Annotated in this window: 10 protein-coding genes; 5 read left to right on the plus strand and 5 right to left on the minus strand. The window is 44.6% G+C overall.

Features of this window, described 5'->3' with window-relative positions; translation table 11 throughout:
- Positions 1-80: 80 nt before the first annotated feature.
- On the minus strand, positions 81-1,544 hold the full coding sequence (locus E0F88_RS30060) for a caspase family protein (RefSeq protein WP_131962042.1): 1,464 nt from the start codon (positions 1,542-1,544) through the stop codon (positions 81-83).
- A 937-nt stretch (positions 1,545-2,481) separates the two neighbouring features.
- On the opposite strand from E0F88_RS30060, the gene E0F88_RS34905 reads away from it, so the two are divergent.
- The 5 genes from E0F88_RS34905 (at position 2,482) to E0F88_RS30080 (ending at position 11,188) form a co-directional block, all read left to right on the plus strand.
- Complete coding sequence (locus E0F88_RS34905) at positions 2,482-2,799, plus strand: DUF6660 family protein (protein WP_374756333.1); 318 nt, start codon at positions 2,482-2,484, stop codon at positions 2,797-2,799.
- An 86-nt stretch (positions 2,800-2,885) separates the two neighbouring features.
- Entirely contained in the window at positions 2,886-7,277 is a 4,392-nt protein-coding gene (locus E0F88_RS30065) for a CusA/CzcA family heavy metal efflux RND transporter (protein ID WP_131962043.1), read from the plus strand.
- A 38-nt stretch (positions 7,278-7,315) separates the two neighbouring features.
- Entirely contained in the window at positions 7,316-8,521 is a 1,206-nt protein-coding gene (locus tag E0F88_RS30070) for an efflux RND transporter periplasmic adaptor subunit (protein WP_229213956.1), read from the plus strand.
- A 2-nt stretch (positions 8,522-8,523) separates the two neighbouring features.
- Positions 8,524-9,144 (plus strand): hypothetical protein, encoded by a 621-nt coding sequence (locus E0F88_RS30075; protein ID WP_131962045.1) that lies wholly within the window; start codon positions 8,524-8,526, stop codon positions 9,142-9,144.
- 13 nt (positions 9,145-9,157) lie between these two features.
- A complete protein-coding gene (locus E0F88_RS30080) occupies positions 9,158-11,188 on the plus strand; it encodes a heavy metal translocating P-type ATPase (protein WP_131962046.1) in 2,031 nt (676 codons plus the stop codon).
- A 478-nt stretch (positions 11,189-11,666) separates the two neighbouring features.
- Here the strand turns inward: E0F88_RS30080 and E0F88_RS30085 are convergent, their stop codons facing one another.
- The 4 genes from E0F88_RS30085 to E0F88_RS30100 all read right to left on the minus strand — a co-directional run bounded on the left by E0F88_RS30085 (position 11,667) and on the right by E0F88_RS30100 (position 15,382).
- Positions 11,667-12,128, minus strand: a complete 462-nt coding sequence (locus E0F88_RS30085) for a hypothetical protein (RefSeq protein WP_131962047.1) — start codon at positions 12,126-12,128, stop codon at positions 11,667-11,669.
- Between the two features lie 170 nt (positions 12,129-12,298).
- Positions 12,299-12,643 carry a four-helix bundle copper-binding protein gene (locus tag E0F88_RS30090; RefSeq protein WP_131962048.1) on the minus strand — a complete coding sequence of 115 codons (345 nt, stop codon included), beginning with the start codon at positions 12,641-12,643 and terminating at the stop codon, positions 12,299-12,301.
- 23 nt (positions 12,644-12,666) lie between these two features.
- Positions 12,667-13,290: a DUF305 domain-containing protein gene (locus tag E0F88_RS30095; RefSeq protein ID WP_131962049.1), complete on the minus strand. Its 624-nt coding sequence runs from the start codon at positions 13,288-13,290 to the stop codon at positions 12,667-12,669.
- Positions 13,291-13,342: 52 nt separating this feature from the next.
- Positions 13,343-15,382, minus strand: coding sequence for a copper-translocating P-type ATPase (locus E0F88_RS30100; protein ID WP_131962050.1), 2,040 nt, complete (start codon positions 15,380-15,382; stop codon positions 13,343-13,345).
- Between the last annotated feature and the right edge of the window lie 30 nt (positions 15,383-15,412).

Genomic DNA, 15,412 nt, shown 5'->3' on the forward strand with positions numbered 1-15,412 from the left:
AATGTGTTGTATTCAGATATATGTTAGCTTCAATAATTTCTTTAATAACAATTTTTATGCATATATGTCGTCGTCAATACTTAAAAAATACTTCGAGCCGTATGGTTAAAGTAAAAGTCCGCTGTCAATGATGTCGATTCCCAAGGTATTTGTGCCTCATTCGATTTCTCCATGACCGCTTTTCTCACTTTTTGAAATAGCTGGGTTACCGTCAGATTGGCTGTTTTAATTTCTGAAATAAGCTCTCCGGTGTAGAGTCCATTTTGGCCCTCGCCGTCCGATGCGGTTTTCCCGGGAGATGTTGAATATGCAATTAATGAACCTTTCGGAGCATCCATAACGGCAAATCCTCTTTGTGTTAAACTTCGTCCCCAATTCCGTTCAAAAGGATTATCACGACATGCATCCAGAATTAGCACATTCACTGAAGTTTTAGCATTCTCCATATGGCTTAATATTCGATCTACTTGTACACAGTCGTATTCAACGGTTCTTTCGTTTTTTAGATTTGCGTCAACGGGTATCAAATAATTCAAACCTTTAACTTGAACTCCGTGCCCGGCAAAATAGAATAATCCCACATCATATTTTTCAAGTTCAACTCCGAAGTCATCAATTATTATTTTTAGCTCTTTAAGAGTCGCATTTTCTGCTGACATCACATCAAATCCTAATGATTCAAGATTTTGTTTAACTGCTATTGCATCATTCAGTGGATTTTGCAAGCTCCCTCCAAATTCATATTGATTACACCCCACAACTAATGCAAGTTTTCGTTGCTTGACCTCATTATTTATGGAAGAAGCTTCTTCAATATGGGTTTCTCTATATCCATAAATTGTTTTCCCAGCTATTTTTGACTTTTCGTAATATTCAATGTCACTTGCTTCAAGGTTTCTATTATATATCTCTATCAATTGATTTACACTTTCATCATCCGTTCGTGCAACTGGATTTACTATCAAGGATAAAAATTTAAGGAAGATTTCTTCTTCACAATGAAGTAAATTGAATCGTCTATCTGTAAACACCCAATCATCTTCCCAATCATAATTCATAATTCGATGTTTATGAATGTCATCAAAAGCATTGTCATATCTTGAATCATTCGAAGGCATTTTTGAAAGATCAAATATGCGATTTAAGAAGTTGGGTTCTTCCAGTCTACCAGACCATGAAATTTTATTCAAGGTAATCTCATCAAATATTGCTTGTCGAGCAACAATAGATATTTTTAATTTAGAGTCATTTTCATTGTCAATTTTTGGGTTCCATGAAATGCCGCGAATATGCATACCTAATGCAGTTGCAACTTCCATCAGCTGACTTTCAATTACTTCTGTTTCTTTTTGAAAATGAGTTGAAAGCTTAGGGTAATATTTTCCAGGAACTCCAATTTGAGCATCCATCAAGTCCGTCGTTCTATCACTACTCATTTCAAAAAGTGTGTCAACATATAACAAATCAATGCTACAGTCAGAGATAATTCGAGCAGAATCTTTTTCTCCAACATCTATTAGCCATTTATGTAGTTCTTTTTGCATTTATTCTTATAAGTGTTTGATAATTAAAATCTTAGACGAAGCAACATAGGTGCATGCATAACATCAATTTGTTTGAATGGTAGTACATTTTTCCTAATGTACTTAAAATCAGTTAAAATGTAACTATTTGATAATCTGTTTTGCTTACGTGATGGTGACTTTCTAATTTGACTCCCAATGATTAATAATCTTCGCCTGTTTAGATACTTTTTATTCAAAAATTGTCTTCTATGTGTGATTAATTGAATACCTAGGCTTGATAAGCACTTTGGGTTGTCGAGAATACTACATGTAAGGTTTTTGGAAAGTTAACCGATTTGCTGCGGTAGCAGCTGATCGACATTCGCATGTGGATTTATTTCTTCCCAATTGTTCTTTGCCATCGTGCAGAAATCGGATGTTATGGAGTACGCGGAAACGGTGGTTAAAATGAAATTTGGTTTTTAAATAAATATCTTTTAATTAACTAAATTACAACACCTTGTGTCGTGGTAATTTCAGGAAATGGTAGGATAAACTGTACTTTAATATTCAGGCTCAGAGGAGAAAAACCAAGACTGATGAAGGGCCTAATTTTAAGTAAAAGTGAATGTACGCTTTGAGCCACTGACTACACACTATCTTATTGGCAATAAAATAGTGTCTTAGTTTCAAAATTATTGCATCTAACACCAAAGATCCAATTATGCAGTAAAAATTATGATTAAAACAGATGGCCTGGAACGCTTTGAAACCTTCATGAATGAGCGGTACAGAAGCTTTGCTGGTTTGCTATGGTCAGATGGGTTGGGATAAGTCTTTTTGCTTTTCATTTGACATATAACAGAAATTCATTCTGCGGCTTGGGTGGTCAAATGTTAGGCCTGCAAATAAGGTTGAGAACTAATTTTGTTTTTGCCTACCTGTTGCACTTTAATTGAGCTACCTTTGCAGTATTATGAGATTAGCTTTTTACATATTATCTTTTTACACGGTGGTACTTTCCTGCATTCCATGCCAGGAGGAAGTATTGCGTGTCTCATATGAGCAAACTACAACTATCCTCAATACCAATGCCGATCAGCAACAGGGTATTGCCGATCTTTGCTCCCCTTTTTGTATTTGTGCATGTTGCACTGGCACAACGCTCCAAGAGCCCGTAATATCTTTGCCGGAAGTAGCATCTACTGCTTTTTTTAGTGATCAGGCTTTTACCTATACCGCCCGCAATGATGGCGGCGAGCTGACATCTATCTGGCAACCCCCCAGGATTTAGTGTAACCCATTCCTTTATGGTTTGCTTATTGCTGTGACTTTAAAAGTCACGGTTATAGGCTCATTCTACACAAATTCTAAGTCCAGATGTTAGATAAAGTCATTCATTTTTCAATTCATAATAAGCTTGTTATCGGCATATTTACCCTTGCGCTTGTCGCCTGGGGCATTTATTCGCTAACACAGCTGCCGATTGATGCCGTGCCGGATATTACCAACAACCAGGTACAAATCATTACAAGCAGCCCTTCGCTGGCGGCACAGGAAGTAGAGCGCCTGGTTACGTTTCCTGTTGAAACAGCCATGGCAACCATCCCGAGCACAGAGGAAATCCGTTCCATTTCAAGGTTTGGTTTGTCAGTGGTAACCATTGTTTTTAAAGATAATATTGATATTTACTGGGCACGGCAGCAGGTCTCAGAGCGCCTGCAAAGTGCCGTGGAGCAGATACCGGCCGGCGCAGGCTCGCCCGAACTTGCGCCAGTAACGACTGGACTTGGGGAAATATACCAGTATGTGCTGCATACCAAAAAAGGGTATGAGAAGAAGTACCCGCCCATGGAGCTGCGAAGCATCCAGGACTGGATTGTAAGAAGGCAGCTTTTGGGCACCGAAGGCATTGCTGACGTAAGCAGCTTTGGCGGGTTTTTAAAACAGTACGAAATTGCAATCGACCCTTTCAAATTAAGAAGTGCCCAGATCTCGATGGCAGAGATATTCTCGGCACTTGAACGCAACAATCAGAATACAGGCGGGGCTTACATTGACAAAAAGCCCAATGCCTATTTTATCAGGAGCGAAGGGCTGATCACAAACCTGAAAGACATTGAAAGTATCCAGGTCAAAGAAACTTCAAGCGGTCTTCCCATACTGATCCGTGATATTGCAACGGTACAGTATGGCACCGCTGTACGGTATGGTGCGATGACACGTAACGATGAAGGGGAAGTAGTAGGTGGGATGGTACTGATGCTCAAAGGCGCGAATGCTGCCAAGGTGATCGGTAATGTAAAGGAAAGGATCCAGCAGATTAGTAAAACGCTGCCGGAAGGTGTGGTCATCGAGCCTTTCCTGGACCGTACCAAACTGGTCAATAATGCGATTGGCACCGTTTCCAGAAACCTGATCGAAGGGGCGCTCATTGTCATTTTCGTGCTGATCCTGCTGTTGGGCAACCTGCGCGCCGGGCTTGTGGTTGCTTCGGTGATCCCGCTGGCGATGCTGTTTGCCGTCAGTATGATGAACCTTTTTGGTGTTTCAGGCAACCTGATGAGTCTGGGTGCAATTGATTTTGGATTGATTGTAGATGGTGCCGTTATCATTGTTGAAGCCACGCTGCACCACATCATGGGCAAAAAATATACCCACCGGCTTTCCCAGCAGGAAATGGATAATGAGGTCTATGAATCCGCATCCAAGATCCGGAACTCGGCTGCCTTTGGTGAAATCATTATCCTGATCGTTTACCTGCCGATCCTTGCCCTGGTAGGCATTGAAGGAAAGATGTTCCGGCCCATGGCCCAAACGGTCAGCTTTGCCATATTGGGCGCTTTTATCCTTTCACTGACTTACGTGCCGATGGTGTCGGCTTTGTTTTTAAGTAAGCAAAATGAGCATAAACCCAACGTTTCAGACCGCATCATTTCCTTTTTCCATCGGCTTTACCAGCCTGCATTGGGCTTTGCACTCCGCAGAAGAGTGATTGTGGTCGTGAGTGCTTTGGCACTTTTTGGTATCAGCCTTTGGATGTTTTTGAATATGGGGGGCGAGTTTATCCCACAGCTCGACGAAGGAAATTTCGCCGTTGAAATGCGCGTGCTGACGGGTAGTTCGCTTTCCGAGACCGTGGATGCCGTGCAGAAAGCGGCAGGCGTGCTGCGAAAAAACTTTCCGGATGAGGTCGTGGAAGTGGTAGGAAAAGTCGGCGCTTCCGAGATACCCACAGACCCCATGCCCGTCGAAGCCGCAGATGTGATGATTATATTAAACGAAAAATCCATGTGGACAAAAGCCCAGGGAAGGGAAGAGCTTGCAGAAAAGATGCAGGTTACCCTTAACGAAATCATCCCCGGCGTTACTTTTGGTTTTCAACAGCCTATCCAGATGCGGTTCAATGAGCTGATTTCAGGTGTAAAACAGGATGTTGCCATCAAGATTTTTGGCGAAGACCTGGATGTACTGGCCCAGCAGGCAAAAAAGATAGGCAAGCTGGTCGCCTCTGTTGAAGGGGCCGAGGATTTGTATGTGGAAGAAGTAAGCGGCCTGCCACAAATCGTTGTTACTTTTGACCGTGCCCGCATGTCGCAGTTTGGCATCAGTATTGAGGATGCCAACCGCACCATCAATACGGGCTTCGCAGGAAGTAGTGCAGGCCTGGTTTATGAAGGTGAAAAAAGATATGATCTGGTAGTCAGGCTTAAAAGCGAGAACCGGCAAGCCCTTGAAGATGTGCAGGGATTGTTTGTGACTACGCCACATGGGGAGCAGGTCCCGCTGAACCAGATCGCTACCGTACAGATGAAAACAGGCGCTAATCAGATTCAAAGGGAGGATGCAAAACGCCGGATCACAGTGGCATTCAATGTCCGTGGCAGGGACGTGGAGAGCATTGTCAAGGAGCTCCAAACCAAAATCGATAGTCAGGTAAAGCTGCCTACAGGTTACTATACAACTTATGGGGGCCAGTTCCAAAACTTGCAGGAAGCCAACACACGTTTGGGCATAGCAGTGCCGATCGCACTGCTTTTGATCTTTGTGCTGCTTTATTTTACATTCAACTCGCTGCGTCAAAGCCTATTGATCCTTTCGGCGATCCCACTCTCAGCAATTGGTGGTATTATTGCCCTTTCACTTCGGGGAATGCCTTTCAGTATTTCAGCGGGCATTGGCTTTATTGCCCTTTTTGGCGTGGCCGTATTAAATGGCATTGTGCTGATCGCAGAGTTTAACTCGCTGCGCAAAGAGGGGATGACCGATTTAAAGCAGGTCATTTTTCAAGGTACAGAAACTCGTCTGCGGCCGGTATTGATGACAGCCCTTGTGGCATCACTTGGATTTTTACCAATGGCCCTATCCAACAGCGCGGGCGCGGAAGTCCAGCGGCCGCTGGCGACCGTGGTAATCGGGGGCCTTGTGTCTGCGACACTTTTGACGCTGCTGGTGCTACCGGTACTATACCTGATTGTTGAGAAGCGTTTTGGTGGTGCTGCAATGAAACAGGCCGGGGCCCTTCTGCTTGTTTTTGCCGCAATTACCTTTTTCGCCCCCGCTGCCAAGGCGCAGGATTCTACACATGCAAGCCGGAAAATTTCACTCGAAACAGCCATTAATGAAGCGACCGGCAAAAACCTGGAAGTGAAAGCGGGTATTTACCAGATCGATTACCAGCGTTCATTGATTGGTACTTCTGTCGAGATCGCAAAAACGGATATTTCCTGGATGGGCGGGCAATACAACAGCAACAAGTTTGATAATCAGTTCAACATTTCCCAGAGTTTGCCCCACCCAAAGGTCGGCAAGAAAAGAAGAGCGCTATTGTCCGCTCAGGTTAACGGCGCACAAGCAAGGCTTGAAGTAACCAGGGCCGAGTTGATCCGGCAAATTAAAAGCAACTATTATCAGCAGGTACGCTTTAAGCAGCAGCAGCAGCTATTGATTGCCGAAGGAGTGCGGGCAGAACGGTTTGTCAGGGCAGCTGCCCTGCGCTTTAAGACCGGCGAAACAAGTCAGCTTGAATATTCGGTAGCCGAAAGTGAGCAGGGTGAAATCCAGGCACAGATTATTCAAAACCGGGGTAATCTGCTGGTCTTACAGCGGCAGCTTCAGACACTGATCAACGGTGCAACGCCGGTGGAAGCCCAAACTGACACGCTGGTAAGACGTGAATTTAGTCAAATACTGACAGATACTTCGGGTATTGGTTCAAATCCCTATTTGCAGTACCTAAGCCAGCAGATTTCCATCGAAAAACAGGCAACCGCCGTTGCGCGCACCAGCTTGCTACCTGATTTCAGCATAGGATATTTCAACCAGTCGTTGATTGGAGGAGAAAATATCAATGGGACGGAAATTTTTTATGGTGCCGGAAAACGTTTCCAGGGGTTTCAGATGGGCCTGTCCATACCGGTTTTTAACGGCGCTTCCAAGGCACGCATCAAAGCATCCGAGCTCAATGAAAAGGTGGCGCAGAATCAGGTAGAACTTGCCCGCGCGCAGCTAATGGGCAGTTTTCATCAGGCTGTGCACGCTTACCAGAGCGCCAGTCAAAGCCTGGTTTTATATGAACAAAAAACATTGGTTTTAGCGGGTGTCATTGCAGGAAATGCCACAAAGGCTTATGAAGCAGGCGAGATTAGTTATGTTGAATTTTCACAGGCACTCACCAGGGCTTTGAACATCAGGTCTACTTACCTGGACTTACTTGACAGCTATAACCAATCAGTCATTGAAATTGAATTTCTGCTCGCCAGGCAGCAATGACCCACTTTAAATTATCAATCATTCTAATGATCCATACGATGAAAAATATATTTATTGTCATGTTTTTGCTTACAGGGATTTGGGCCTGTGATAAAAAACAGGAAGAAAAACAGCAGCCAGCCCATGAGGATAAAGAGCAGCATGAAGAAGAAAAAGGTAATGTAGTTGAGCTAACAAAAGCGCAGTATGAATCGGCAGCCGTCGAGCTGGGGCCGGCCAGTATCCGTAATTTAAGTGATGTTGTCTTGGCCAATGGTGTGATCGATATCCCGCCACAAAACCTGGTAAGCATATCGGCGCCTTTGGGCGGATTTGTCAGAAAAACCGAATTGTTACAGGGTATGCATGTCAGGAAAGGCCAGGTGCTGGCCACAATCGAAAACGCTGACTTTATTCAGATCCAACAAGACTTTCTGGAAACGGAAAGTAAACTTGAATACGCGCAGCAGGAGTACAGCCGTCAGCTGGAATTGAGCAAGGAAAATATCAATGCACAGAAAGTGTTGCAGCAAGCAGCCTCGGAGGTAAAGACCCAGAAAGCACGACTGGCAGGGTTAAAAGAAAGGCTTGTTTTGGCGGGTATAAACCTGAATACTTTACAAAAAGGCACCATTGTCAATAGCGCTCCGATACATTCGCCCATTAGCGGATCTGTCACGACGGTGAATGTGAACCTGGGTAAATATGTCAACCCAACTGATGTCATGTTTGAAATTGTTGATACTGACCACTTGCATGTAGAGCTTTCCATTTTTGAGCAGGATATCCCTAAAATCAAGTTGGGCCAGCTGGTGCGCTTTACGGTCAGCAACAATGCTGGCAAAGAATACCTGGCAAAAGTTTACCTGATCAACCAGAAAATCAATGAAGACCGGACCGTGCGCGTGCATTGCCACCTTGTGAAAGACGAACCAGGCCTGCTGCCACAGAACTTTGTGAAGGCAGTGATCGAGATAGGTGCAAATCCTGTGCTTGCGCTTGCCGACCAGGCCATTGTTGATTTTGAAGGCGCATCCTATGTTTTCATACAGCGCCCGGAAGCTGCTGGCAGTGAGGGTACTTCAAAGGAGTCTGAGCCTGAGGGAATGACTTTTGAGATGGTCCAGGTAACCAAGGGCATATCAGAAAACGGGTATACACAGATCAAATCCCCGCAGTGCTTTGACAAGCAAAAGATCGTGCTCAAAGGGGCTTATGCGCTGCTGTCAAAACTTAAAAATTCTGAGGAAGAAGAAGGCGAATAATTATGAACCAGATTATCCTTGGCAGTATAGCACTCAGCCTGATCCATGCGCTGATCCCCAGCCACTGGCTTCCTTTTGTCACGATCGGCAGGTCTATGAGGTGGAACAGACGGCAAGTCCTGAATACCACCTTTTTGGCCGGTGCTGCGCATACATTAAGTACCACCGTCTTTGGTTTGATGGTCAGCTTTGCAGGCTTTCAGCTTTCAGAGAACCAAAGCATTATTGCAAGCAAGATTGTACCCTTGTTTTTACTGCTTTTGGGGACCTGGTTTGTCATGCAGCATTACCGGCATCAGGCACATAGCCATATCGATGAAAAATTATTGAAATATGGCAGCCACCGAAGGATCCTGTTATCACTGATGCTGATGATGTTCTTGTCACCTTGTTTTGAAATCAATGCCTATTTCTTAAACGCGGGGGCCATCGGGTGGTATGCGGTTTTGACAATTGTAGTGATTTATAATGTTTTGACCCTGTCAGGCATGATGCTGATGGTAAGCCTGGGAAGCAAAGGTATTAAAAGCATAAATATCCATTGGCTCGAGCACTATGAGCAGCTCATTACCGGGCTTACGCTTATTGGCCTTGCCATATTAAACTTTATTGTAGAAATCTAAAAGGGACTATATCATGGAAAAAGATCAGAATAACGAGCCTGAAAAGCAGGAACCAATTGATACAGAATTGGCAAACAAACAGCGTCACCAGGGCCATGACCATGCGGAAGGGCAGGATCATGATGAAGAAGAAGATGATGATCACGGCCATAGTGAAGGCGACGGGCACGATCATGGAGCTCAAGCTGGAAGCGAAAGCCTGATTAAAAGCCGGTGGGCATTATGGCTTAGCCTTATAATATTGCTTGGATTTTTGCTGGTGAGCAAAGTCTTTGAAATCCCGGTGGCAAAACCAATCGAGATTTGGCTAATGGTCATTGCCTATGTGCTAGCTGGTCATAAGACAATACAAATTGCATTCAGAAGGGTCATCCGGGGAGATTTTTTTAACGAGTTCACCTTAATGACAACTGCCACGCTCGGGGCGTTCTATATTGGCGAGTTTGCCGAAGGTGTTGCTGTAATGATCTTTTACGAGCTTGGCGAGCTCTTTCAGGAGCTGGCTGTTAACCGCTCTAAACGTTCTATTAAAGCGCTGCTGGACGTGCGTCCCGATAAGGTGACAGTCAAGAGAAGTGATGGTAATAAGGTCATTAACCCATCTGATGCTGCGATAGGCGATATCATCATGGTCAAGCCTGGTGAGAAAGTCGCCCTGGACAGTGAATTACTAACAGAATCCGCCAGTTTTAATACCGCCGCTTTAACGGGTGAGTCCAAGCCGGATACCAAAGAAAAGGGAAGCGCGGTACTGGCCGGCATGATCAACCTGGAAAGGCCGATCGAGCTAAAAGTGACGACTGCTTTTAAAGATTCAAAGCTTTCCAGGATTCTGGAAATGGTGCAGGATGCAACGGCCAGAAAAGCTCCGACGCAGCTTTTTATCAGCAAGTTTGCCAAAATTTATACACCTATCGTTTTCTTTTTAGCCCTGGCCATTACAGTGCTGCCCTACTTTTTTGTAGATGATTATGTATTCAATCAATGGCTTTACCGCGGGATGGTTTTCCTGGTAATTTCCTGTCCGTGCGCACTGACGATTTCTATTCCCCTGGGCTACTTTGGCGGTATCGGACTGGCTTCCCGTAACGGGATCTTGTTCAAAGGGTCTAACTTCCTGGATGTGATGACCAAGGTGGATACCATTGTCATGGACAAGACGGGTACGCTTACCAAAGGGGTTTTTAAAGTGCAGCAGGTTGTCAGCGATATGGACAAGGAAGAATTCCTAAGATTGACCGCATCCTTGGAGAATGTATCCACGCACCCGGTGGCAAGGGCGGTAATCGAATACCAGCAAGGTAAAAAATTGGAAGATCCCACGGATGTAGAAGAAATATCAGGGCATGGCTTAAAGGGCAAGGTTGCAGGTAAGGAGCTACTTGCCGGTAATTTGAAATTACTGGATAAGTTTTCGGTTTCATACCCCCAGGAAATCAAGCAAATCCAGGAAACAATTGTCGTTGTGGCTGTTGACGGTCAATATTCAGGTTATATTACCATTGCCGATGAAATTAAAGAAGATGCAACCCAGGCCATCAAGGATTTGCATGCGCTGGGCATCAAGACGGTGATGCTTTCGGGGGACAAGAATGCTGTTGCCCAGAAAGTGGCAAAAGAGCTGGGCATCGATGAAGCCTATGGGGATTTGTTGCCGGAAGGTAAAGTGGAGAAAGTACAGGCCTTCAAGGATGCTGGTAAACGGTTGGCCTTTGTCGGGGATGGTGTCAATGACGCCCCGGTTGTCGCGCTTGCTGATGCAGGCATTGCGATGGGGGGGCTGGGATCTGATGCGACCATTGAAACAGCGGATGTGGTTATCCAGAATGACCAGCCGTCCAGGATTGTTTCTGCCATCCGGGCTGGTAAGATCACGCGCTCCATTGTTTGGCAAAACATTATCCTTGCCATGTCTGTAAAGGCAATCGTACTGCTTTTAGGTGCAGGCGGGATCGCCACTTTGTGGGAAGCCGTTTTCGCCGATGTTGGCGTAGCGCTACTGGCAATCTTAAATGCTTTCCGTATCCAACGGAAAAAAATCTAACCTGCTGTAATATAACAGTACTTGCAAGGGGCCCGATACCCTTTTATGTTACTACAAACCATAGAACAGGAGCCTGCTATAGAACGCAATATTGACCAGAATGAGTAGGGATAAAAGGTTGTTTGTAAAATCAATTCACATTCACCTAAAATTAGCGAGCGATGGCACATATGCCGATTGAAAAAAGTTTAGACAGTACCCTTGCTTGCTACAGGAAGGCTTTTTGTTATCCCTAACCGTTGTAGAAAATATGGCTCGGATATTTTCCAGACGCGGCTAATGTTCAAGGTTGTTAAATTTTTAGTTAATCACATGCAATACGACGTGCCGGGACTGGACCGTGGTATAATCTTACAGTACAATTAAAGCCATAGCAGTATTTGAAGTAATTTAATTATTGCGCAGGCAAAAATAAAGTGTTTTCAGGCAGCATGGATCTTAATAATGTAAGCCATTTTTAAATGGCTTACATTTAAAGTTACTTCATCTTCATATCCTTATGCTCGTTTTTCATCTGTAGACAGTGCATCGCACAGGCTCCGTACTGCTTGTAATTTTCATGGACTAAAAGAACCGTTTTACCATTTTTGTCTTTGACTTCACAGACCCCGTTCATAGGGACAGATACTGTTAAACTGTCATTCTCCCCGCTTTTAACATGATATAAATAGGTGCCGTTTTTTGAAGCTTTGCCTAGATTTTTCCCGGTTGCAGCATCAACTGCATTTCCGGAATTGTCAATGTGGGCGACTTTTACCCCGGTAGCATCTTTGATGATCCCCTCACTTGTGATCCAGCCAATGTGTTTTCCTTTAGCATCAGTAATTTTTCCTTTTGCATCAATTGAAGGAACCGGCTGTTTGTAATTTTGGGCGTAGCCGTTTTGGGCAACTGTTAAAGATACAATAGCCAGGACGAATAAAAATATTATCTTTTTCATTGGTGAATTTTTGTTAATTAAATAATTAGTCAAATTTAAGTTTTTGATAATCAGCAAAATGTGACTTTGATCAGCATCTTAAATGACCTGGGCCTGCTTGTGAAGACATACCGAAAACTTAAGTAACTCCATATCGGTACGTCTTCACTATTTACTCTGGCCCTTTTCTATCACACCGGTGTAGCCATTTGCTCACAGGCTTTGGCACACGTCCGGCATGCTTCTGCACACTGGCGGCAGTGATCCATTCCCATGGCTGCATGTTTTTCGCATTCGTCAGCACAGGCGTTACAAGCATCCGCACAAACCCGGCACAAGTGAGCACTAAAACTGCTTCCCAAACTCATTACTTCGGACGCACTACGGCAGATCGCAGCACATTCCAGGTCAAGCTGGATACATTTGGCCAAATGGCCTACGTTTTCTTCACTTAAGCATGCGGTAGCACATTGGCTGCAGGCAAGCGCACAGGCTACACAGGCATCAATACAGTCTTTAAATTTTTGATTTTCCATGAGTTAAGTATTAAAAGATGAATTTATTTACTTCTGTTTGCCAGTAGCCAAGTCTGAAATTGGGTTATTTCTTTGTTCTGCTCTTCAATGATCATCGATGACAGTGATTTAAGCTGCGTATTTTTCCCCATCAGCAGCTGCATCTGCGCCATTTCGGTAGCGCTCTGATGGTGGCCAATCATAAGCGTCGCAAAATCCTGATCAATCTTACCGTTGATGATCTGTAAGTCTGCCTGTTTTCCCATCCGTTCCATTCCTTCCATCATTTGCATGTGAAACTCCATATTCATCGTTGTTGGGGTACTGCTGGCCAAAAAGGAATCAAGCTGGGTAATTTCTTTTTTCTGTGCATCCACAATAGCCTGTGCCATTGCTTTCATTTCACTGTTATTGCCGGACCTGAGTTCCAGTTCGGCCATTTCAATCGCACCCATATGGTGCATTTTCATCATTTCAGCGTAGTCAATGTCGGGATCCTGGGTCATTTTCATTGTCTGCATTTCAGCCATCATTTCATGCATGACAGTCATCATCTGATTCTGGTCATGGGCCTGAATTTTAACCGCATCATCATCATCTTCATCAGAGCATGCAGTTGTAAAACCAAGTAAGGCAATAAGCGCTAATGTTTTGAAAGTAGTCTTCATTGTGTTTGATTTTAGTATGTTAAAAATAATAAACTTGGGTATTCGGCAAATTCTATTTCACCCTGAGCAGCTTCGCATTTACCGCAACAACAACAGTGGATGCACTCATTAAAACTGCGCCCATGGCCGGACTAAGCATAAAACCCGGATATAATACCCCGGCTGCCAATGGGATCGCTATCACATTATAGCCAACTGCCCATACCAGATTTTGAACCATTTTCCGGTACGTGGCCCTTCCGAAAGTGATCATCTGCACGACGTCCATCGGATCGCTGTTGACCAGGATAATATCAGCCGTTTCTGCTGCAACATCAGTACCCGAACCAATGGCAATGCCTACATCGGCCTGTGCCAAAGCCGGTGCATCATTGACACCATCGCCGGTCATGGCAACGATTTCTCCTTTACTTTGAAATTCTTTGACCTTATCCTGCTTCTGGTGGGGAAGTACATTTGCCAGATAGCCATCCATGTTCAGCTTTTTGCTTACAGCTTCTGCAATTCTTTCGTTGTCGCCGGTCAGAAGAAAGGTTTTGATATTCATCTTTTTTAATGCCGCAATCGCCTCAGATGCGTTTTCTCTTATTGAATCCGCAAAGGTGATCATGCCGGCAAGCTTTCCATCTATCAGTATAAAATTTACCGTATCGGTAGCCTGGTCAACCTGAGCGGGAATTGCAGGCAGGGGAATGTTTTCCTGTTTAAAGTAATTGGGGCCGGCGGCAACCACTTTTTTACCGTCCACAGTTCCCCTCACGCCAATACCAGGCATGTAGTTAAAATCAGCAGATGCCCATAGCTCCAATTTTTTCTCTTTTAATTTCCGGATAACCCCATGCGCGATATGGTGTTCAGAGTTCTGCTGAACAGCGGCCGCATATTGAAGGATCTGATCGGCTGAAAACTGTTTGTCTTCAATGATAATCTGCTGGATTTCATGGGAACCTGTGGTAAGTGTACCTGTTTTATCGAAGATAATCGTAGTCAGATTACGTGCATTCTCGAATGCGGTGCGGTTACGGATCAAAAGTCCGTGTGTTGCCGAAAGCGTAGTTGAAATGGCAATCACCAGCGGAATGGCCACGCCCAAAGCATGGGGACAGGAAGTTACCATCACGGTCACCATTCTTTCCAAAGCAAAAGACAAACTCTGTCCACTGGAAAACCAGACAATAAATGTTACTACGCCGACAGAAATAGAAACCAGTGTCAGCCATTTGGCAACATTATCAGCCAGATTCTGGGTATTGGATTTGGCACTCTGTGCCGTTTTGACCATGTCAATTACCTTTTGCAGGTAAGTATCATTTCCTGCGCTGGTAACATGGATCTTAAGCACCCCGTCACTGTTAATAGCACCTGCTATGACTTTATCATCCTTCTTTTTCTGCACTGGTACACTTTCACCAGTCAGCATACTTTCATTCACATAGGAGCTGCCTTCCAGGATCATACCGTCAGCCGGTATTTTTTCGCCTGGTTTTACAAGCAATACATCACCGGAGCGCAGCTCTTTTAGTGGGGTATCAGTGATTTGGTTACCTCTTTGAACATGCACTACAGCCGGCAGCAAAGCCACCAGTGATTCCAACGCCCGTGATGCAGCCATCTGGGATTTCATTTCCAGCCAATGCCCCACCAGCATGATATCGATCAGCGTTGCAAGCTCCCAAAAGAAATCCATGCCTTCCAGCCCGAAGACAACCGCCACACTGTAGACATAGGCAGTTGTAATCGCTACGGCCACAAGTGTCATCATCCCCAGGTTTTTACTCCTGATTTCACTGACAAAGCCTGTCAGAAAAGGCCAGCCACCATAAAAATAGATAATGCTGCTAAGGATTAAGAGTACATATTTGTCGCCGGCAAATGTCAGGTCAAATCCGGCCATTTGCTGGATCATATGCGAGAGCAGCAGCACAGGAATAGTAAGTACCATGCATATCCAGAAGCGTTTTAGAAAATCTTCTGTGTGATGCCCGGCATGTTTGTCGTGGCCCTGGTGCTCATCCATTTGCTTCGTTGGATGATGATCTTCAGGCATTGGAACCTCTTTTGGCATGTGATGGTGCCCGTGGTGATTTTCCATTTTTTTGGTTTATGTGGAAAGGCCAAGCCT

Source organism: Dyadobacter psychrotolerans, from assembly GCF_004349265.1.
Classification (GTDB): Bacteria; Bacteroidota; Bacteroidia; order Cytophagales; family Spirosomataceae; genus Dyadobacter; species Dyadobacter psychrotolerans.

Bases quoted from the DNA above. Each gene is read 5' to 3' on its own strand.
- E0F88_RS30095 (WP_131962049.1), bottom strand. From the start codon at position 13,290: ATGAAGACTACTTTCAAAACATTAGCGCTTATTGCCTTACTTGGTTTT.
- E0F88_RS30090 (WP_131962048.1), bottom strand. From the start codon at position 12,643: ATGGAAAATCAAAAATTTAAAGACTGTATTGATGCCTGTGTAGCCTGT.
- E0F88_RS30065 (WP_131962043.1), top strand. From the start codon at position 2,886: ATGTTAGATAAAGTCATTCATTTTTCAATTCATAATAAGCTTGTTATC.
- E0F88_RS30085 (WP_131962047.1), bottom strand. From the start codon at position 12,128: ATGAAAAAGATAATATTTTTATTCGTCCTGGCTATTGTATCTTTAACA.
- E0F88_RS34905 (WP_374756333.1), top strand. From the start codon at position 2,482: ATGAGATTAGCTTTTTACATATTATCTTTTTACACGGTGGTACTTTCC.
- E0F88_RS30070 (WP_229213956.1), top strand. From the start codon at position 7,316: ATGAAAAATATATTTATTGTCATGTTTTTGCTTACAGGGATTTGGGCC.
- E0F88_RS30060 (WP_131962042.1), bottom strand. From the start codon at position 1,544: ATGCAAAAAGAACTACATAAATGGCTAATAGATGTTGGAGAAAAAGAT.
- E0F88_RS30080 (WP_131962046.1), top strand. From the start codon at position 9,158: ATGGAAAAAGATCAGAATAACGAGCCTGAAAAGCAGGAACCAATTGAT.
- E0F88_RS30100 (WP_131962050.1), bottom strand. From the start codon at position 15,382: ATGGAAAATCACCACGGGCACCATCACATGCCAAAAGAGGTTCCAATG.
- E0F88_RS30075 (WP_131962045.1), top strand. From the start codon at position 8,524: ATGAACCAGATTATCCTTGGCAGTATAGCACTCAGCCTGATCCATGCG.